Genomic DNA, 21,420 nt, shown 5'->3' with positions numbered 1-21,420 from the left:
TTGGAGGATTGGCAAAGGTAGGCTAAACACCAAATTGTTTGAGGTGATGATCGATATGTTTATACAGCAAATTATTCCATTCTGTGGCTGTCAGTTTTCCTAAACTTAACGAAGGAGTTTCAGCTAATTTTTCAGCGCCCATTTCTTGAATGGTTTTGATAAGGTCTTTTAATCTGATCTTTTCTTCAGCTAAGTCAAATTGTTCCGTACGAATAAAGCTGGGGGCAGTTGGTAAATTTTGTTTGTACGGGACTTCGTTAATCATGGATTTTTTGAGAAACAGTTTCAAAATGATTCGCATGAACATAGGAGGTTGGATCGAATTTAATCCTAAAATTTGTTCATAAGGAACAGCACAATGTGATAACATTTGCCCAACGGTCATTTTGCCCCAAACTCCTTGAGAATTTTCAGTTAGCTTATCGATTCGCGCATGGAGTAATTGCGTCGTAGAGTTATCATAAATAGATGGATACGCCATAAAATTATCAATTAGTTGAAGTATTTACCTCCTACCTTTGCCAAACCTTGGAGGATTGGCAAAGGTAAGTGGTTAGTTAATTTTCCAGTTTTTCACATGAAATAACTCCGATTTTTTCGCCCCAGTTTCCGTAAATTTTGCTTGTTTCAAGACGATATCACTCGCCTCAATTACCCGGTATCCTTGCACACTTTCGATGTCCAAATTGCTCAAATTGATGTGGTGGATTGGCATTTCGGGCAAACCGCGGATTAATAATCCCGTTTCTGCACCTTTGGCAACCACATTATCAACATAAATATTTTTGAATTGTGGTGTTCCCTCATTGACAGGGACTAATTCAATTTTAGGGGTTTCGCTACCATTTCCATAGGTAGACACCGGATCTTTTCCTTGGTAGTACATATCAAATAAGATTGCCTCGCCAGCGATATTTTTCATCGATATATCACGAATAAATACATTTTCCACAATCCCACCCCGACCGCGTGCCGTCTTGAAACGTAATCCCACATCGGTTCCTAAAAATTGGCAATTGCGAACAAACAAATCATGAACACCGCCCGACATTTCACTCCCCACAACAACCCCGCCATGTCCATGGAATACCACACAATTTTCGATAAGAATATGTGCACTTGGCCGGCCGCGCTTCCGGCCCTCTGCATCCTTTCCGGATTTCAAACAAATGCCATCATCCCCCACATCAAAACTTGAATTACGAACCGCCACATACTCACAAGATTCGATATCAATCCCATCCCCATTCTGCGCAAACCAAGGGTTCTTTACGGTGATATTTTCAACCGTTAAATGCTTACATAGTAATGGATGAATATTCCAAGCAGGTGAGTTTTGAAACGTTACACCCTCCAATAAAATCTGCTCACATTCACGCAAACTGATCATATTCGGACGAACAAATTCCTTAATCTCCTCCGTATTTGCCTCCGTAAACCCAGCCGCCACGACACCCGGACGATCCATCGTGGAAGCTTTTAATGCTCCTGCTGTCGGATACCACGTTTCTTTTTTGGCATCCAAAACACCTCCAGATGCGACCAATTTATCCCATTCCCCAGCTGTCAACTTTCCTTTTTTGACCGGACGCCATACTTCTCCTGCACCATCAATCACCCCAAAACCCGTAATCGCAATGTTTCGCGCGCCCACAGCCGATATGGGCGATTGTGCCCGAATCGCATCTACACCCTCCCAATTCGTTCGCACCAACGGATAGTCTTTTGGATTGTTACTAAACTGCAAAACCGCCCCTTTCGCCAAATGTAAGTTCACATTTGATAAAATTTTAACTGGACCACTAATCCAAAATCCTGCCGGGATCAACACAACCCCACCACCTTGTTGGTTAGCAAACTGAATGGCTTGTTGGATCGCCCCCGTATTCAATACTCCAACGGCATTTTTAGCTCCATATTGAACAATATTAAACGTGTCTTTTTTAAATGCCGTTCCTGCAACAACCGGTAATTCAAATTCGTATTTCTGACTATATATCGATTTCTTCAAGAAACTTTTTAAATGCTCCGTTGAATTAGCCATAGCTTCCGCCACCAAATTCGCCATGCGTGCCGCACCATAAGGAGAGAAGTGCGTATCATCTGCTACGCCTTTTATAAATTTTTTAAATATACCAACAGGATAATGTAGGAATAACTTTTTGGCACCTTCGGGACCTTCTTGTTGGATAATCGCTTTACTCGCTTTCTCCACATCAATCAACATCACGTTTTCTTGTGCAGCAACTTCGCGAACAACTGCAGGGTAGTCGGCATGTTGATCCACAAATACGCCCGTCGAGTCAAATTTGCGCCGTTGCGTAGGCGTTAACAGTATGGGTGTCGCGCCCACAGCGCGCGTTTCTTTCACATATCGAATGAGATTCGCCCGGAAATCAGTTTGAGCTGGGGCATAGCGGGAGGTATCGCTTACCTTGGCATCATTATGGCCAAACTGAATAAACACATAATCGCCTTTTTTTAATTGAGCTTGCACTTTCGCCCAGCGCCCCTCACGCCGGAAACTTTTCGTGCTCCTCCCATTATAGGCATGGTTTTGAACCTCCACAGCCTCATTGAATAGTTTCGCGAACGGCATTCCCCATCCAGTCTCTGGAAAATCCGCAGGAATCTTGTCGGCCATCGTGGAATCACCAATCAAGAAGACACGGAGTGGTTCTGTACTAGTAAAGCTGAAAAAAAATAGGGTGCTAAAGATCAGCGCTAAACGAAGTTTCATAAGGGCATAATTTGACCTTTAAAGCAATAAACAGCGCATTTTTACTGCTTAATTACCGATTAATTGCGACCGAACTTAAAATCGTTTGAATGATTTGCAAACTTGTAATGTTGTCTGCTTCCGCCTCATAGGTCAAAATAATCCGGTGATTTAACACGTCGGGCGTCATTTCTTTGATGTCTTCCGGAAGTACATAATCACGTCCTGCTAAGTATGCCATTACTTTAGATGCTAAATTCAAATGAATACTCGCACGGGGAGAAGCCCCAAACTGAATATAATCCGCTTCCTTCGTTAACCCATAATCGGCCGGATTTCGAGTAGCAAAAATCAATTCGATAATATAACGTTCCAGCGATTCTGAAATCGTAATTTCATTGATTTCTTTGCGAATAGCTTGAATATCTTTAAGTCCTAAAATCGCCTTTGGTTCATAATCGAAATCCATATTCGACATCTTACGCATAACCTCAAGCTCTTGTTCCTTATCCAGATAATTCAAGAAAACTTTCAACATGAATCTGTCTACTTGTGCTTCTGGCAATGGGAATGTGCCCTCTTGCTCAACGGGATTTTGGGTAGCTAAAACCAAAAATGGCTTATCTAAAGGGTAAGTTGTTTCGCCTATCGTAACCTGCTTTTCTGCCATGGCTTCCAATAAGGCCGATTGCACCTTAGCAGGAGCTCGGTTAATCTCATCTGCCAAAATAATCTGAGAAAATATTGGACCCTTCTTTACTTCAAATTCGTTCTTGAGCGGATTATATATCATTGTCCCAACCAAATCAGACGGTAATAAATCCGGGGTGAATTGAATTCGTTGGAAATGCAAATCCAAGATTTTAGCCAAAGTGTTAATCGTAAGCGTTTTGGCTAAGCCTGGAACACCTTCCAATAATACGTGTCCACCCGTAAATAGCCCTACTAAAAGTCGGTTGATCAGACGCTCTTGTCCTACAACCACTTTGCCCATTTCATCAATGACTGCTTGAATCTTTTCTCTCGAATTCATACTTACCATTTTTTAAAAATCACAATGATAGCGAGGATATTTACTCCAAAAACTCCACGGTGATTCTAAGCTAATATTTCGAAGTTGACTACAAAAATAAGAAAATATCAGTGATAAAGCTTTTGGGATTCATCACGCAGGTTCTTACTGCAATTTCTTATAACGAATTCGTTTCGGTGCGGCATCGCCAAGTCGCTTTTTGCGCGCTTCTTCGTACTCTGAATAATTTCCTTCAAAATACGTCACTTGTGAATCACCTTCAAATGCCAAAATATGTGTCGCAATACGATCCAAAAACCACCTATCGTGGGAGATAACCACCGCACAACCCGCAAAATTTTCTAAACCCTCCTCCAATGCACGTAAGGTATTTACATCCAAGTCGTTAGTAGGCTCATCAAGCAACAATACATTCGCACCTTCTTTCAACATCATCGCTAAATGAACTCGGTTTCGTTCTCCACCAGATAAATTGCCAATTTTCTTCTCTTGATCTGCACCATTAAAGTTGAACTTGCTCACATACGCCCGGGCATTTGATTGCTTTCCGCCTAGCATAATCCAATCATTACCTTCTGCTATCGTTTCGTAAACGGATTTTTCTGCTTGCAATTGATTGTGTTCTTGATCGACATAGGCCAACTTCACCGTTTCTCCTACCTCGAAACTACCTGAATCAGGAGTTAATTGTCCAGTGATCAGTTTGAACATTGTCGTTTTTCCTGCTCCGTTAGGTCCAATAATGCCAACAATTCCAGCTGGAGGTAGAGAGAAGCTTACATCCTCATACAGTAACTTATCACCAAAAGATTTGGAAACGCCTTGTACTTCAATCACCTTATTTCCCAAACGAGGACCTGCTGGAATAAACAATTCCAACTTATCTTCTTTCTGACGATTTTCTTCCGAAAGTAATTTTTCATAAGCACCAATACGCGCTTTAGATTTCGCTTGGCGCGCTTTAGGAGCCATACGTACCCATTCCAACTCGCGTTGTAGGGTTTTTTGACGGCGAGATTCTGTCTTTTCCTCTTGTGCCAATCGGTTTTGTTTTTGCTCTAACCATGAAGAATAATTTCCTTTCCACGGAATACCTTCGCCGCGATCCAATTCTAAAATCCAGCCCGCAACATTATCTAAGAAATATCGATCGTGCGTAACAGCAATAACGGTACCCTTATATTGACGTAAGTGTTGTTCTAACCAATCCACGGATTCTGCATCCAAATGGTTCGTAGGCTCATCCAACAACAAAACATCAGGCTCTTGTAATAGCAAGCGACAAAGTGCTACTCGACGTTTTTCTCCCCCCGAAAGCGTACTAATTAAGGCATCAGAATCTGGACAACGTAAAGCATCCATGGCTTTTTCTAAACGAGTATCTAACTCCCATGCATTGCAATGGTCTAATTTTTCTTGAACCTCTCCTTGGCGAGCAAGTAATTTATCAAAGTCGGCATCTGGATCAGCAAAAGCTTCATTTATTTCATCAAATTCTTTTAAGAGGTTTTTGATTTCAACAACTGCTTCTTCCACAATTTCCAGAACTGTTTTGTTGGGATCTAATTGTGGCTCTTGTTCGAGCATACCCACGCTGTAACCAGGTGACCAAACCACATCACCCGTGTACGATTTATCTAATCCTGCAATGATGCGCAGCAGGGTTGATTTACCGGATCCGTTTAATCCTAATACCCCGATTTTGGCCCCGTAGAAAAATGAAAGGTATATATTTTTAATAATCGTTTTCTGTGGAGGGATGACCTTGGAAACCCGTTCCATTGAAAAGATAATTGTCTCGTTACTCATGATATTTGCTTAATAATTGATAAGAACCTGCAAAGAATGTGAAATTTGTGTAAATAATTGAATTTCAGGCCCGGAATTCTTTAATTATTCATAAATTTTTAGATAAATTGTGTCAGGATTTTATTTGAATAAATCCGATTATGTTTAGCCCTTGAGTTAGCGCGTTTGCTCGAAACTCTTTATTTTAATCCTATTATGAGCCACATCATTAAAAATGAGTACGGATTTTGCCAAGACGGCAAGGTGTACATCAATGCCTTTTTATCTTTCCCTCAACGTGAGATTGGATTTGTTCGAAATACAGAACAAGAAGCTCTTGACTATTTTGTGAATCGTTTTGAATTAGCTAAAACGAAGGTGATTCAATTGGCTTCTGAAATTAATGATGTCCAGAATAAAGGTTCTTATTTAACCAAAGTTGTTCAGATGAAGGCTTATTTGGCTGATTTTGATGGACTTGGAGATTTTGAGCCTCTTTTCAAGCAATTGGATTCTTTGGAAGTATTTTTACGTGATTTGATTCAAAATAATCAAATAAAAAATCTCGAAATTAAGCGAGCCCTTATCGAAGATGCGAAGCTTGTTGCAAGTCAAGAAGATGTGTTGAAAGCGACCGAGGATTTAATGGATTTGAAATTAAAATGGGTTAAAACAGGTCCCGTTGATAAAAAGTATCAAGATAGTTTAAGTGAAAGTTTCCAAGAAGTATTGGATAATTTCTTCTTACGTCGCCGTTCTTATTTTGAGGATAAGAATAAGCAGATTGATGAAAAAATTGCGCTATTACAAGGTTTTATTGATTCGGTTCATCAGTTGCGTAAAGCAGAAGATTTAGATGACTCTATCATTAAGGTGAAAGAATTACAAAAAGAATGGAAGAATGTCATAGGTCTGCCTCCAAAGAAACAATCCATGTTGTGGAAGAATTTTAAGAAAGCAAATGACATGTTCTTTGAGAAATATAATCGTGTCAAAGGCATCGAATACAAACCACGTGTTGATCCGCGCATTCAAGAATTAACGATGATGACCGGTGAGCTAGAATTAAAATTGCATGACCAGCCTAATATGGCTTCAACGGCTGATTTAGCGAAAGCCTATCTAGTAAAATGGAAAGAAATCGCTACACAAATCAAGTCTATGGATCGTCAAATGGCAGAGCGTTTCCGAAATGCCTGCGACAAAATTTTTGAAATGAATTATTTGTTGCGGGTGATATCTTATCGTCATCCGGCATTAAACGAGAAACCTCGTATCGAGCAATTAAAGATTATGATCAATCAAATGGATTATATGACCAAGAAAGAGCGAGGTGAGCTAGATGATTTCATTGCACAAGCTGAACTTGATCGCCAAATGGAAGAAAAACCAACCATCAGCAAAATCAATACGCAAAAGCGTAAGATAAGTATGAAAGAGTTGCTGCTAGCCGGATTTAAATCTGAGCTTGACACGCTACTGAACGCGTGATAAACCTTGTGCTTCTCCTAAACTAGGTAAATCTACCCCGTCAAATGTCCCTGATGACATCATCAAGATATTGGAGTTAGACCATGAATCTGATTGCAATGTTTTTTGCAGTGTTTCAGCGTCACGGATAACTTTCAGTTTAGGGTGTTTGAAATAGGTTTGTACCACAGATTCTTCTATTCGATCCATGCGTTTGATTTCTCGTGCATGTTCACTTAAATAGATAAAGGCCTCGTCTGCTAAATCCAATGTCCCTTCATATGCTGGCAAGAAAGCGGGGTTTAAACTGCTAAACGTATGAAGTTCCAGGCAAGCAATTAGTTTACGATTTGGGAATTGATTTTTCAAAGCCTGCGTCGTTGCTTTTACTTTGGACGGTGCATGGGCAAAATCCTTGTAAAGCAAACTCGTCGTTGAAGAAGCCACTAATTCGAGCCGCTTCGCTGCACCTTTGAATGTGGTCATTGCCTCATAAAACTCAGTTGGCGCAACCCCAATCTGTTCACAGATTAAGCGTGCCCCATTTAAATTTTTCAAGGTATGTTCTCCAAAAACCTGTATGGGATAAGCTTTCCCATCTTCACCTTTTAAGATGGTTTGGCCATTTTCGATGTTGGCTGGATGTGCTTCATATCCCGTTTTTTCGCAATGCTCAGGACATTCTGCGATTAATTCATTTAAAACGACATCGGTTTGGTCAAAAAATAAACTACCCGCTTTGGGTAAACCATGCAAGAGGGTTTTGAATGAATCCGTATAAGATTCAAATGTCGGATAGACATTGATATGATCCCAAGCTATGCCAGAAATCAAACAAATATGGGGCTGGTACAATAAGAATTTTGCTCGGCGATCAATCGGTGAAGCTAAGTATTCGTCGCCCTCTATGATAATTATGGGAGCGTCTGACAAGGATGCCATCAATTCAAAACCTTCAATGCGCGCACCTACTAGATAATCAAACTTACGTCCGAGTGATTTTAATACATGTAATACCATGGACGTAATACTTGTTTTTCCATGACTTCCCGCAATAACGATGCGTTGTTTGTTTATGCTTTGCTTGTATAAATAGGATGGATAAGATTCTACCGCTAAGCCAAGTTCTTGAGCTTTGAGTAATTCTGAATTGTCTGCTCGTGCATGCATACCCACAATAACTGCATCTAGGTCGCTCGTTATTTTTTCGGGGAACCAGCCGAATTTCTCGGGTAGAATGCCGTGCTGAGCCAATAAGCTTCTTGAAGGTTCGTAAATTTCATCGTCGGAGCCACTAATTTCATAGCCTTTTGACTTCAAAGCTAATGCTAAATTGTGCATGGCCGCGCCACCGATTGCGATAAAATGAATTTTCGACATATAACTTAATCTGTATTTAGTTTGCAAAGTACATACTTTTATTGCAGTTTTGCACGTTTTTCCACAAACTCAAGTACGCTTGAGTACAATTCATCTGACTGAATGAAAAATTACGTCGATCTAATTGATCAAACCATTGAATTCCCTACGCGAGAATTCAATATCAATGAGAATAATGAGTTGTTATTTAACAACGTACCTTTGATGGAAATCATCAAACAATACGGTACGCCGTTAAAAGTATCCTATTTGCCTAAAATTTCAGAGCATATTGAAAATGCCAAATTGCTTTTTCGTAATGCTATCAAGAAATATAATTACAAGGGGAACTATACATATTGCTATTGCACAAAGTCATCACATTTCTCTTTTATTTTGGAAGAAGTGTTGAAGCAACATGTCCACTTAGAGACTTCAAGTGCCTTTGATATACCGATTATTCGGGATATGTATGGTCAAGGTAAAATCACCAAATCTACCTATATTCTTTGCAATGGCTACAAACAACCTTTGTATACCCAGTTCATTTCAGAGTTAATCAATGATGGATTCAATTGCATCCCTGTGTTGGATAATTTGAAAGAAATTGATTTTTATGAAAAAATGGTAACAGCTGATAAGGTGAACTTAGCCATCCGAATTGCAACGGATGAGGAGCCTGATTTTGCGTTTTATACTTCGCGCTTGGGTGTTCGTTATTCGGATGTACAGACCCTATATGAAGACAAAATTAAGCCTAATCCCAAGTTCAATTTGAAGATGTTACACTTCTTCATCAATACGGGGATTAAGGATTCTGCTTACTATTGGTCAGAGTTGAGTCGCTTTATTTACAAATATTGTGAGTTAAAGAAAGTGTGTCCAGAATTGGATTCGATTGATTTGGGAGGGGGCTTGCCTATACAAACATCCCTGCAATTTAATTACGATTACCAAGCCATGGTAGATGAGATTGTCGAATCCATCTCTTGGATTTGTAATAAAAATAATGTCCCTGTTCCGAATATTTTCACGGAATTTGGTTCCTATACTGTAGGAGAAAGTGGAGCGGTTTTATATGAGATTATTGACCAAAAGCTGCAAAATGATAAAGAGTTGTGGTATATGATTGATGGTTCATTTATCACCCAATTACCGGATTCTTGGGGTATGAACCAGAAATACATTATGCTGCCTGTAAATAATTGGAGTTCACCTTACCAGAAGGTCAACTTAGGTGGCCTGACATGTGACTCGATGGATTTTTATAATACCGAAGCGCATAGCTCCGATTTATATTTACCTATTTTTGAGGAGGATCAAGAGCGTCAATATGTCGGATTTTTCCACACCGGTGCTTATCAAGAATCGTTGGGTGGATATGGTGGAATTCAACATTGTTTAATTCCTGCGCCTAAACATGTTATTGTAGATCGCTTAGAGGATGGAACAATTACAACGAGGTTGTTTCAAGAAGAGCAGACTTCTGCTCCCATGTTGCAAATTTTAGGATATAGTACTCCAGATAATAATTTGGCAGATCTATCCGTTAATGATGTGTCGAAAACCCCCAAGGTTAGCAATTTAGCTTCCGTATAACTCAAACGAATATGAAAAAATTAATTGCAGTAGGTGTTTTAGCTGGTATGATTCTTGGTTCTTGCTCTCAGCAAAACAATTGTCCGGCTTATGGTACAACACGTGCAGATGCCCCTAAAGTTAAAAGAAGCTAGTCTTCCGACCAGTCAAAACTTTTTGTAACAGCTTTCTTCCATTGTTTCCGAAGGTGATTTCGCTTCTCGGATGGCATGCTTGGCTTCCAAGTGTGAGCAATAGCCCAATTCTTCCGAAGATCATCCAAGTTTTCCCAATATCCCACAGCAAGACCTGCGGCATAAGCCGCTCCCAAGGCAGTTGTTTCTATAATTTTAGGGCAAATCACTTCTTCACCTAAAATATCAGATTGGAATTGCATTAATAATTGGTTTACAACCATTCCTCCATCAACACGTAGCGAACTGATGGCTATGCCCGCGTCTTTTTCCATCGCTTCCAACACTTCCCAAGTTTGAAATGCGGTAGCTTCTAGTGCGGCACGTGCAATATGCGCTTTATTGACATAACGGGTGAGTCCTACAATCACGCCTCGCGCATCTGATTTCCAATAAGGAGCATACAAACCCGAGAAGGCTGGTACAAAATAGCATCCTCCGTTGTCCTCCACTTCTTTAGCTAGTTTTTCAATATCAGGGCTATTTTTTATAATCCCCAAATTATCACGTAACCATTGAACCAGAGCTCCCGTAATTGCCACAGAACCTTCCAGGGCATAGTGTACTGGTTCATTACCTAATTGATAAGCAACCGTAGTCAGAAGACCATGTTGAGATGGCACCGGTTTTAGCCCGGTATTCATCAACAAGAAGCAACCAGTTCCGTAGGTATTTTTTCCTTGACCTGGGTTGAAACAGGTTTGGCCCACCAAAGCGGCTTGTTGGTCCCCTAAAATCCCTGCCACCGGCACACCGTCCAAAACCCCTTTCGCATGGCCATAGACCATCGAACTTGATTTTATTTCAGGGAGCATCTTTTTGGGGATGTTCAATACTTGTAAAATTTCATCGTCCCATTGGCAAGTGGCCAAATCCATCAATTGCGTACGGCTAGCATTGGTGACATCAGTTATGTGGATACCACCTTCGGGCCCACCCGTAAGGTGCCAAGCGATGAAGGTATCCATATTTCCAAACAAGGCATCGCCTTTTTCAGCATCCTGGCGGAGGCCTTCGATGTTATTCAGTAACCAACGTAATTTTAAACCACTGAAATAGGTGGCCAATGGCAAACCCGTTTTAGCACGAAACCGATCCATACCCCCATCTTTGGCGAGTTCAGTTAGTTCATTTCCAACACGGGTATCTTGCCAAACCAGAGCATTATAATAGGCTTTTCCGGTATGTTTATTCCAAGCAACGGTGGTTTCACGTTGATTAGTGATGCCTACTGCTGCAATATCTTTGGCTGATAAATTCGCTTTGCCTAAAGCGAGGCCGATAACTTCTTGTGTATTTTTCCATATTTCAGCGGGGTCGTGTTCGACCCAGCCGGCTTGTGGATAAATTTGTTTGTGTTCTTTTTGGCCTACGGAAATAATATCCCCGCCTTTATTGAATATGATGAAACGGGAACTGGTCGTTCCTTGGTCAATCGATCCGATGTACATGTTCGAATTAGTTTAATGTCAACAAATAAGCACCTAATACAGCACCCGCTGCTGGACCTATCACAGGAATCCAAGCGTAACCCCAATCGGAGTCACCTTTATGTTTAATAGGTAAAATGGCGTGCATAATGCGCGGACCTAGATCACGTGCTGGATTGATCGCATAACCCGTAGTTCCCCCTAAGCCAAGACCCACAGCCCAGACTAAAATGCCAACCATAAACGGCCCCAAGCCAGTTTCTATGCTACTAAATGTCCCTAATGCTAGGACGGCTAGTGCCGATGCAAAAGCCTCAGAAATGAAATTAAATGGGGTATTTTTGACGGCAGGGTCTGTGCAAAATGAAGCTTTTATTGCCCCTGCATCTTCTGTGATATCGTAATGTGGTTTGTAATGCACCCAAACAAGTAGTTGGCCTAACATCGCACCTACTAATTGAGCTCCTATAAATGTAGGAAATAAGCTCCAATCCCCAGATTTAACACAATCAGCGATGGTGACGATTGGATTTAAGTGTGCTGCTGGACTTCCAAAATAGGTTGATACGAAAATGGCAATCGTAACGGCAAACGCCCAGGCTGCTGCAATGGCTAATAATCCCGTTCCATTTCCTTTGGTATCTTTTAAGAGAACATTGGCAACGACGCCATTGCCTAGGTATAATAGGGTAGCTGTTCCGGCTAACTCACCGATAAAAATCGAGCTCATAGTTTTAGTTATTCTTGTTGGTTTATCAAAACTATAAAATCTTCGCAATAAAAAAATTATCTTTGAGTTCAATTTTGAATCAAGATAGTCCTATGCGGGAAGATTATTTAACCGGTGATGCGGAAGCATTGAATCCACAAGAGCGTGAGTTTGATAAGGCCTTACGTCCGTTAAGCTTTATTGATTTTTCCGGTCAAGGGAAAATCGTTGATAATCTTAAAGTATTCGTTGGTGCTGCAAAAGCTCGTGAAGAAGCTTTAGATCATGTCTTGTTGCATGGACCTCCAGGATTAGGTAAAACGACACTTTCGCATATCATTGCAAATGAGTTAGGTTCTACCTTGAAAATAACCTCCGGCCCTGTATTGGATAAACCTTCTGATTTGGCGGGTTTACTTACTAATTTACAGCCTTATGATGTGTTGTTTATTGATGAAATTCATCGATTAAATCCCATTGTGGAAGAGTATTTGTATTCTGCTATGGAGGATTATAAGATTGATATTATGTTGGATTCTGGGCCCAATGCCCGGAGCATTCAGATTAGTTTAAATCCTTTTACCTTAATCGGTGCAACAACGCGCGCGGGACTTTTGACCTCACCCTTACGTGCCCGTTTTGGAATAAATGCTCGATTAGAGTATTACGATGCCAAACTACTTACGACGATCGTGAAGCGTTCTGCCCAAATTCTGAAAATGCCGATTGAAGAATCAGGGGCTTTTGAGATTGCGCGTAGGAGCCGAGGAACCCCGCGTATTGCCAATAATCTTTTAAGAAGAACCCGAGATTTTGCTCAAGTAAAAGGCAATGGGGAGATTGATGTACGGATTGCTCAAATAGCACTTGATGCTTTAGATGTGGACCAAAACGGTTTGGATGAAATGGATAATCGGATTTTGATGACGATTATTGAAAAATTCAAAGGCGGTCCAGTGGGTTTGACGACCATTGCAACTGCATGCGGCGAGGAGGCTGAAACGATCGAAGAGGTATATGAACCTTTTTTAATTCAAGAAGGCTTTTTGAAAAGAACCTCGCGTGGTAGAGAAGCAACCGAAAAGGCCTATCGCCACGTAGGAATTGAACCTAAAGCTCAAACAGGAACTTTATTTTAATGCGTTATTTTATTTGTTTTTTTTTGTTGGCAACAACCTGTTGGGCTCAAAAGGTTCAGTCGTTTGACGTAATTGTCTATGGTGCTAATCCTGCTGGGGTTATAGCAGCTTATGCTGCGAAAGTGGCAGGAAAGAAGACTTTACTGATTGATGCATCTGCGCAAATTCCTTATGCCCAACAAGGCTTAGGGATGAAGTTTGAAATAAACCGAGCAAATATGCAAGGTTTGTCGCGCGATTTCTTTAGAAGAGTAGGGGTAAAAGTAGGAAAATTTGAATCTTATGTTTTTGATTCTTCTGTCGGTATAGATGTTTTGCAAGGCTATTTGGAGGCTGGGAAAGTGACGGTTTGGTCGGAGCATCAGGTCATTTCAAGTCTTGTTGAGCAAAATGAGGTGAAACAACTCAGCTTACAGTCGAATGATGGGGTAAAGTTAGTACGCGCGAAAACCTACATTGATTGCTCCTACGCGGGGAATATGCTATTAAAAACGGGATATCAGCCAACAAAAGAATTGGAGGAAGATGGAATGGGAGGATCTGCTAGCCATTTGGTATATGCTGAACCTAGCCTGACAAACATACAGGCTCCAGTACTTGTTTTAGGCAAAGGTTCTGACGTCGCTAATATGCAGTTAGCACAAACAGCAGTCATTAAAGCTTTGGAATCTATGTCACGCGATGTTCCTGTTTCTAAAGTGTCTGTTGAAGAGGTAGATCGCTATTATAAATTCAATCCATGGATGGATGGTTCGCGTCCTGATTTAATTGTAGATGATGCGGAGATTGCGAATATGGAGATTATTGGCCACTGGAATAAAGTTAAAAATCAGGCCGGGTCTTTCGGGAGTACGTATTTACAAACAAATCCCTTGGATGACTTAGGTTCACGTATACGATTTGCATCAAAAACGCCTTTAAAAGGCGATTATACATTGTACTACTACATCCCGGCTGTACGAGGAGGGACTAAAGTTTTGAACTTGGAAGTATACATAGCCAAGGTAAGGCATATAGCCTCCTTAAAGTTAGCTCCAGATGCATCGGAAACTTGGGTGCCTGTTGGAACGTATCATTTTGAAGAAAATTCAACGGGTGACGTATTGGTTTCTCAGCGTGGAGCTAATGGCTTGTTAACCGCTGATGCTATTTTATGGTTACCAAAAAATAAATAAGTATGAAAAAGTATTTGATTTTACTCATGGGAATGTTAATGAATTCGGCTGCATGGTCACAATTAGTGTACCCGAAAACGCGTCAAGTTGACCACCAAGATGTTTACCATGGTGTTACGGTTGCAGATCCTTATCGCTGGTTAGAAGATGACAATAGCGAAGAAACAAAGGAGTGGGTGAAGGCGCAAAACAAAGTAAGCTTTGGTTATCTTGAAACCTTGCCTTTGCGAGAAACATTCAAAAAGCGTATCGAACAACTGAGTGATTATGAGAAAATTTCTGCTCCATTTAAACGCGGAGATTGGTTTTATTTTTACAAGAATTCAGGTTTGCAAAACCAATCGGTGCTCTATCGCCAAAATGGATTAACGGGCACACCTGAAGAGGTCTTAGATCCTAATAAGCTCTCTTCTGATGCCACGACCCGATTAACTGTGTTTAGTTTAAGCAAAAATGGGCGTTATGCATGCATTGGCCTAAGTAAAGGAGGGAGTGATTGGCAGGTTTTTGGCGTTCGCGATATGGAAACAGGTAAAGACTTGCCCGACCAAGTGAACTGGGTTAAAGTAAGCAGCGTTGCCTGGAAAGGGGATGGGTTTTATTATTCACGTTATCCTGCGCCGGCAGAAGGTAAAGAATTGAGCACAAAAAACGAAAATCACCAAGTTTGGTATCACCAAGTAGGTACTTCTCAAAGCCAAGATCGATTGGTTTATGAGGATAAGAAAAATCCGCAACGTTTTCATACCCTGCGTACGTCGGATGATGAAACCTTAGCTTACCTGACTATTAGTGATCGTGGGAAAGGTTTAGATGGAAATGCATTATGGTTTATTCGTACGGATGTTGTTGGCGATGTATTTAGACCCATCGTTCGTGAGCCTGGTTCATTTCATTATTCGGTTATAGATAATGAAGGAGATCGCCTCATCTTGGAGACGAATGACGGCGCACCTAATGGGAAAGTGGTTGAGCTGAATTTAGCTAAACCTGAGAAAAATAATTGGAAGCCCTTGATTGCAGAAAGAGCAGAACCCTTGCAATCGGTCGCAAGTGCGGGACATCGGTTGTATTTGACCTACTTGAAAGATGTAACTTCACGTACTTTGATCTATAAATATAATGGCGTGGGCATAGGTTCAGTGAAGTTGCCAGGCCTTGGAAATGTCAGCGGATTTAATGGAGAGAAGGATGATAAATACACTTTCTTTACCTATTCATCTTTTAACTTTCCGCCTACTGTCTACAAATACGAAATAGCGCAAAATACTAGTAAAGTATTCCAAAAGCCCAAACTGGCCTTTATCCCGGAAGACTTCCAGGTGATTCAGAAATTTTATTCGAGTAAAGACGGAACACGCGTGCCGATGTTTATCGTGAGTAAAAAGGGATTGATGCTGAATGGAAAAAACCCAACAATTCTTCATGGCTATGGCGGGTTTAATATCAGTTCCACTCCAACCTTCACGGCAAGTCTGATGGCTTGGTTAGAAAAAGGTGGGGTATATGTGTTGGCAAATTTGCGAGGAGGAAGTGAGTATGGTGAGAAATGGCACGAGGCAGGGATGAAACTAAAAAAACAAAATGTATTTGATGATTTTATTTATGCGGCCAAGTATCTGATTAAAGAGAAATATACAGCACCTTCCTATTTAGCGGCTTCAGGTCGTTCGAATGGAGGGTTATTAGTTGGCGCTGTCATTAACCAACACCCCGAATTATTTGGCGTGGCATTACCTGGTGTTGGTGTTATGGATATGTTGCGTTTTCAAAAATTCACAATTGGTTGGAACTGGATTGCCGATTATGGTTCTAGTGATAATGCTGAGGAGTTTAAGGTGTTGTACAGCTATTCTCCTTTGCACAACATTGAGGGAAAGACTTATCCGGCCACATTGATTACGACAGCAGATCATGATGATCGAGTGGTTCCGGCGCATTCATTTAAGTATGCGGCCACCTTACAGGCAAAGAACAAAAGCAAAAAGCCCATTATTATCCGGATTGACACCAATAGTGGACATGGGTCTAGTAATACTGCCAAATTGATCGAGCTAACGGCAGACATGTATGCCTTTGCTTGGGCAAATATGGTCAACTAAAAAAACCCTAAGCAGATGCTCAGGGTTTTGACTTAGACGGATTTCAAATGGTTCCCCAGGCTTGAAGGCCTGGGGAAATAACAAACTAATCAACCTTAACTCTTCGTACGGCACCGTCATTTCCTTGCGTCACGCGCAAGAAATATACACCGGATCCGGCTTTCTTTAAGTCAATCTGACCTAAATAATCCCCTTGGAAATCTTTCACTTGTTCGGATGCTATTTCTTTTCCATTTACATCTGTAACAGCGATGGTTACGTTTCCTTTTTCAGGAGCGTTAAATTCAACATTCAATTTGCCATTGAATGGTTGATTGGGTTCTCCTGAAAGACCATGGATAGTTTTAGATCCTTTTTCTTCCATTAATTTCTTTAATCCTTTCATACGTCCCCCCATTGGACCATCTAATTCAATATTGAATTCTTTAGGCATTCCCTCAGGGCCTCCCTCTCCACGGAAGATCATCACGTTGGACTCATTGCCATGATGACCTGGAGCTCCCGGTCCCGGCATGCCTGGGCCAACGCGGCGAATAATTACACGCTTTTCGTCACCTCCTTCTTTTCCCCCTTCCATATTCTCTATAATGATGTTGCCTGGCTTATCAGACATGTGTGTCTTATTCACATCGACACGAACGATTTTTTTCTTTCCACCCGATGTAGAAATATTGATGTCCAAGGAGTCGTTTAGTTTTTTTATCTCAGCATCAGCTTGGTCTAGGTCAGTGAATTTTTTTTCGATGATGCGTTCTTTACCGTTTTCGTTGATGACAATCTTAACGGTAGCTTCCTTTTTTTCTTGCGCAAAAGCTGTAGTAGAAATACAAGCGGCTATTGCTGTGATGAATAGATATTTCATATTTGATTTCGTTTTTGATTTCATGCAAAATTACAAAATGCCTTTTATTCTTGTTTGTTAAGAAGTGTTAAGACTTCTTTTATCCTTCAATCAATTTAATAAATTTGTTCTTTCGATTTTGAAATAAGTATGACCCAGAAAAAGATTCGATGGATTATTAGCTTTATGACCCTCGCATTAGTTGGTCTTATTGCCTTTCAAGCTTACTGGCTCGGGTTCATGCTGGAGACAAAGAAAGAACAATTCGCTTCGGATGTTCAGGATGGCTTAGCTCAAGTGGTTCGAAAATTAGAGAAGGAAGAGTTAGTTATGCTTGCTGAGCGACATAAAACGTACGAAAGCCAGCAACAGAAAATCAAGGAACTTTCCGCCAAGTTAGCTTCAATTAAACCCAAGAAACCCGTGGTTCCCATGCCACCGAATGAGCAAAAGAATGCCGATGCATTTATCAGCCCAGACGTGGTCGCACGCAATGGTATGGGGGTATTTCAAAATGAGGTCCGATCAGATATCATGTATGTGCGGAAATCCTTTTTACTTCCCAATGGTCAGATTGCTGAAATTACGGAGGAGTATCACGTGGATGTAGACCCTGAACAAGAAATCCAACGCAGGATGCAGGAAGATCAACAATTATCAGAGCTGTTGAATGGAGTACCAGCCAATAAAAACCTACCTTTTCGCAAGAAGCGTGACCGTGCACACAAGGCAAGTCGTGCGGATAGGGATGAATCAAAAAAGAATCAGAATAAGCGAAGTGCCGATATCAACTTGGCTGCCAAAGCTGAAGTGGAAAAAGTAATCCAAAAAACGGCCATTGCCAAAGAGGTTTTTGCGGATTATTTATTTAAAGAACAACCCATCGCCCAACGTGTGGAACCACACTACATCGATAGTCTGTTGCGAAAGGAGTTGGCCGCAAAAAATATTCAATTGTCCTACGCCTTTGGTATAGCTCCTCAAGCACCCAAGCAGTCAAAAGACTGGATTTTTACCTCCAACGCTACCATTAAAAAACATACGCCACAATTTATGGCAGCGCTTTTTCCCAATGATTTACATGCCTCAGGTCAATTTTTGCATGTATATTTTCCTGATTCCTTAGGGTTTATTTGGGAGACGATGGGCGTAAGTTTATTGGGATCAGCCATTTTACTCTTTATTATGGTTGGCTGTTTTTACATTGCGATGATGACGATTTTAAAGCAAAAGAAACTGGCAGAAATCAAAAATGATTTTATCAATAACATGACACATGAATTTAAAACACCTATTTCGACTATCTCATTGGCAACTCAATTAATTCAGGAAGATGTGAGCGTCGTTGAAAACAGTACCATTCAACGGTATTTAGGGATTATCAAAGATGAGAATGTGCGCTTGGGCCAGCAAGTCGAAAGAGTACTCCAAACAGCACAAATGGAGCGGGAAGAAATCGTTTTAAAGAAAAAGCATTTGGACATGCATGAACTCATTCATCAGGTGATTGAAATGAACCAACCGATGTTGATGGCTAATCAAGGGGAAATTAATACCGAATTTAGTGCTGATTCTAGCGTCATATTAATCGATGAAGTGCATATGAGTAATGTGATTAATAACTTGATTGATAATGCCGTTAAGTACAGCGATAAGGCCCCGCGAATTGGAATATTTACGGATAGCGATCATTTAGGATTTCATATTCAAGTTAGTGATGAAGGAATTGGTATGAGTAAAGAATTCCTATCTCAGGTTTTTGACCCGTTTTATCGCGTACCAACAGGCAATGTGCATAATGTAAAAGGTTTTGGACTTGGCTTGAGTTATGTCAAGAAAATTGTGGAAGCACACGGGGGAACGGTACATGTAAAAAGTCAAGTAGGAAAAGGAAGTACATTTGAAATCACGATACCTTATGGCAACTAATCTCAACATTTTATTGGCCGAGGATGACCCTAATTTAGGGTTATTGCTATCGGAATTTTTAAAGAAAAAAGGGTATGATGTTTCCTGGAGTCAGGACGGCGATCAGGCGTTAAATTTTTTTGTAAAAGGATCATATGACCTTTGCATCTTAGATGTTATGATGCCTAAAAAAGACGGGTTTTCTTTGGCAAAAGATATCCGCGCGACTCATTTGGACGTTCCCATTATTTTTTTGACGGCAAAATCCATGGAGGAAGACACCCTGCAAGGATTTAAAGTGGGGGCAGACGATTACCTCACAAAACCGTTCTCGATGGACGTGCTAGTCGCTCGAATGGAGGCTGTTTTGCGTCGAATGAAATCCGATAAGACTTTGCCTGCGTTAGCAGATGAAATTCACTTAGGAGATTTTCTTTACTATCCTGCAAAAATGCGACTTGTATTCCAGGGGAATGAACAGAAGTTTACGCCAAAGGAAAATGAGCTAATGAAATTGTTATGCGAGAATTTAGGCCGACCGGTTAGTCGTTCGTATGCACTGAAATTGATTTGGGGAGATGACACGTATTTTAATGCCCGAAGCATGGATGTTTACATGACCAAACTCCGGAAGTTGCTAAAGGAAGACCCTCGCGTACAGTTATTGAATTTGCACGGCGAGGGTTTTCGATTGAGTGTCGATTAGTTGATATGTGTATAGCCCGTATACGGCACCAATACTGCGGGAATTTTGATTCCATCAGGTCCTTGATTATTCTCTAAAATCGCTGCTACTATCCGCGGCAATGCTAATGCTGAGCCGTTTAACGTGTGGCATAAGATTGATTTACCGTCTATTTTCGTACGCAATTTTAGTCGGTTGGCTTGGTAGGTTTCAAAGTTTGATACTGAGCTCACTTCCAACCACCGACTTTGGGCTGCAGACCATACTTCCATGTCATACGTTAATGCGGAGGTAAAGCCCATATCGCCGCCACAAAGACGTAATACGCGGTATGGTAATGCTAATTTTTGTAAAAGGCTTTGAACGTGAAGCGACATTTCCTCCAGTGCCGCATAGGAGTTTTCGGGTTTTTGAATCTGTACAATTTCAATTTTATCAAATTGATGCAAGCGATTCAATCCCCGCACATGCGCACCCCATGAGCCAGCCTCCCTACGAAAACAGGGGGTATGTCCTACATTTTTGATCGGTAACTCTTTTTCATTAACAATGACATCACGATACAAATTGGTGATAGGTACTTCGGCTGTCGGGATTAAATACAATCCTTCTGCTTGGGTAACATACATTTGACCTTCTTTATCAGGTAATTGGCCGGTACCAAATCCCGATTCTTCATTGATTAAGATAGGAGGTTGAATTTCGTAATAGCCCGCTTTGATGGCTTCATCCAAAAAGAAGTTGATTAGCGCACGTTGCAAGCGTGCACCTTTTCCTTTGTAAACTGGGAAACCGGCGCCTGTAATTTTATTCCCTAAATCGAAGTCAATAATGTCATATTCTTTGATTAAATCCCAATGCGGCTTAGCGGCTGCAGGTAGGGTGGGGATATTTCCCCAGCTTAACACCACTTCATTATCCTCAGCTACTTTTCCCTCGGGAACAGAGCTATGCGGCAGGTTAGGTAGTGTGACCAATAAGTCATTTAAATCCTTCTCGGCTACACGCGCTGCATCTTCCATCATTTTGATTTCACCCTTTAACGCAGCGGTTTCAGCACGCTTTCCTTCAGCTAATTCTTTCTGACCTGATTGCATCAGCGCACCGATTTCTTTGGCAGCGGCATTGGATTTTTCCAGCGCTTGTTCAGCCTGTTGGAGCAAGGATTTACGCTTATCATCCATCACAAGGAGTTGGGCTACAATTTCTGCAGCATCCTTCACATGTTTTTTCGTTAAACCAGCAATCGTAAGCTCCGTATTTGTCCGGATAAATGGAATCGTTAACATG

The 21,420-nt window shown here is 41.0% G+C and carries 17 protein-coding genes; 8 read left to right on the top strand and 9 right to left on the bottom strand.

Annotated elements, in window-relative coordinates; all coding sequences use genetic code 11:
* Positions 1 to 22: 22 nt before the first annotated feature.
* From ACIQZ2_RS07370 to ettA, 4 genes are all read right to left on the bottom strand, one after another.
* Complete coding sequence (locus ACIQZ2_RS07370; protein WP_395768206.1) at positions 23 to 481, bottom strand: DUF1569 domain-containing protein; 459 nt, start codon at positions 479 to 481, stop codon at positions 23 to 25.
* Between the two features lie 72 nt (positions 482 to 553).
* The gene (locus tag ACIQZ2_RS07365) at positions 554 to 2,740 is read right to left on the bottom strand and encodes a glycosyl hydrolase family 28 protein (protein WP_395768205.1); all 2,187 of its coding nucleotides are present in this window, start codon (positions 2,738 to 2,740) and stop codon (positions 554 to 556) included.
* A 52-nt stretch (positions 2,741 to 2,792) separates the two neighbouring features.
* Positions 2,793 to 3,752 (bottom strand): AAA family ATPase, encoded by a 960-nt coding sequence (locus tag ACIQZ2_RS07360; protein ID WP_395768204.1) that lies wholly within the window; start codon positions 3,750 to 3,752, stop codon positions 2,793 to 2,795.
* A 144-nt stretch (positions 3,753 to 3,896) separates the two neighbouring features.
* Entirely contained in the window at positions 3,897 to 5,561 is a 1,665-nt protein-coding gene (gene ettA / locus ACIQZ2_RS07355; RefSeq protein ID WP_395768203.1) for an energy-dependent translational throttle protein EttA, read from the bottom strand.
* Positions 5,562 to 5,756: 195 nt separating this feature from the next.
* Here ettA and ACIQZ2_RS07350 point away from each other — a divergent pair, with 195 nt between their 5' ends.
* Entirely contained in the window at positions 5,757 to 7,031 is a 1,275-nt protein-coding gene (locus ACIQZ2_RS07350) for a DUF349 domain-containing protein (RefSeq protein ID WP_395768202.1), read from the top strand.
* Here the strand turns inward: ACIQZ2_RS07350 and murC are convergent.
* Positions 7,017 to 8,390, bottom strand: coding sequence for a UDP-N-acetylmuramate--L-alanine ligase (gene murC, locus ACIQZ2_RS07345; protein WP_395768201.1), 1,374 nt, complete (start codon positions 8,388 to 8,390; stop codon positions 7,017 to 7,019). The genes ACIQZ2_RS07350 and murC overlap by 15 nt on opposite strands.
* Before the next feature lie 102 nt (positions 8,391 to 8,492).
* On the opposite strand from murC, the gene ACIQZ2_RS07340 reads away from it, so the two are divergent.
* Entirely contained in the window at positions 8,493 to 9,968 is a 1,476-nt protein-coding gene (locus ACIQZ2_RS07340) for an arginine decarboxylase (RefSeq protein WP_395768200.1), read from the top strand.
* A gap of 11 nt (positions 9,969 to 9,979) precedes the next feature.
* Entirely contained in the window at positions 9,980 to 10,102 is a 123-nt protein-coding gene (locus ACIQZ2_RS07335; RefSeq protein WP_395768199.1) for a hypothetical protein, read from the top strand.
* Here ACIQZ2_RS07335 and glpK read toward each other — a convergent pair.
* A complete protein-coding gene (gene glpK, locus ACIQZ2_RS07330) occupies positions 10,099 to 11,592 on the bottom strand; it encodes a glycerol kinase GlpK (protein WP_395768198.1) in 1,494 nt (497 codons plus the stop codon). The two genes, ACIQZ2_RS07335 and glpK, sit on opposite strands and share 4 nt — an antisense overlap.
* A gap of 7 nt (positions 11,593 to 11,599) precedes the next feature.
* Positions 11,600 to 12,301, bottom strand: a complete 702-nt coding sequence (locus ACIQZ2_RS07325) for an MIP/aquaporin family protein (RefSeq protein ID WP_395768197.1) — start codon at positions 12,299 to 12,301, stop codon at positions 11,600 to 11,602.
* Between the two features lie 92 nt (positions 12,302 to 12,393).
* Here ACIQZ2_RS07325 and ruvB point away from each other — a divergent pair, with 92 nt between their 5' ends.
* From ruvB to ACIQZ2_RS07310, 3 genes are read left to right on the top strand one after another with little or no spacing between them, the layout of a single operon-like run.
* Complete coding sequence (ruvB, locus tag ACIQZ2_RS07320) at positions 12,394 to 13,419, top strand: Holliday junction branch migration DNA helicase RuvB (RefSeq protein WP_395768221.1); 1,026 nt, start codon at positions 12,394 to 12,396, stop codon at positions 13,417 to 13,419.
* Between the two features lie 26 nt (positions 13,420 to 13,445).
* Positions 13,446 to 14,594 (top strand): FAD-dependent oxidoreductase, encoded by a 1,149-nt coding sequence (locus ACIQZ2_RS07315; protein WP_395768196.1) that lies wholly within the window; start codon positions 13,446 to 13,448, stop codon positions 14,592 to 14,594.
* A 2-nt stretch (positions 14,595 to 14,596) separates the two neighbouring features.
* Positions 14,597 to 16,696, top strand: coding sequence for a prolyl oligopeptidase family protein (locus ACIQZ2_RS07310; RefSeq protein ID WP_395768195.1), 2,100 nt, complete (start codon positions 14,597 to 14,599; stop codon positions 16,694 to 16,696).
* 85 nt (positions 16,697 to 16,781) lie between these two features.
* Here the strand turns inward: ACIQZ2_RS07310 and ACIQZ2_RS07305 are convergent, their stop codons facing one another.
* Positions 16,782 to 17,558, bottom strand: coding sequence for a T9SS type A sorting domain-containing protein (locus ACIQZ2_RS07305; protein ID WP_395768194.1), 777 nt, complete (start codon positions 17,556 to 17,558; stop codon positions 16,782 to 16,784).
* A 129-nt stretch (positions 17,559 to 17,687) separates the two neighbouring features.
* On the opposite strand from ACIQZ2_RS07305, the gene ACIQZ2_RS07300 reads away from it, so the two are divergent.
* Both ACIQZ2_RS07300 and ACIQZ2_RS07295 read left to right on the top strand, forming a co-directional pair.
* A complete protein-coding gene (locus ACIQZ2_RS07300) occupies positions 17,688 to 19,466 on the top strand; it encodes a sensor histidine kinase (RefSeq protein WP_395768193.1) in 1,779 nt (592 codons plus the stop codon).
* Positions 19,456 to 20,151: a response regulator transcription factor gene (locus tag ACIQZ2_RS07295; protein ID WP_395768192.1), complete on the top strand. Its 696-nt coding sequence runs from the start codon at positions 19,456 to 19,458 to the stop codon at positions 20,149 to 20,151. Before ACIQZ2_RS07300 ends, ACIQZ2_RS07295 begins: the two co-directional genes overlap by 11 nt.
* Here the strand turns inward: ACIQZ2_RS07295 and serS are convergent.
* Positions 20,148 to 21,419 carry a serine--tRNA ligase gene (serS, locus tag ACIQZ2_RS07290; protein ID WP_395768191.1) on the bottom strand — a complete coding sequence of 424 codons (1,272 nt, stop codon included), beginning with the start codon at positions 21,417 to 21,419 and terminating at the stop codon, positions 20,148 to 20,150. The two genes, ACIQZ2_RS07295 and serS, sit on opposite strands and share 4 nt — an antisense overlap.
* Between the last annotated feature and the right edge of the window lies 1 nt (position 21,420).

Origin of the sequence: Aquirufa sp. (assembly GCF_044342065.1) — a bacterium.
Taxonomy (GTDB): domain Bacteria; phylum Bacteroidota; class Bacteroidia; order Cytophagales; family Spirosomataceae; genus Aquirufa.
The sequence above is the reverse complement of the archived record's forward strand: the minus strand, read 5'-3'. Positions and strand labels throughout refer to the sequence as shown.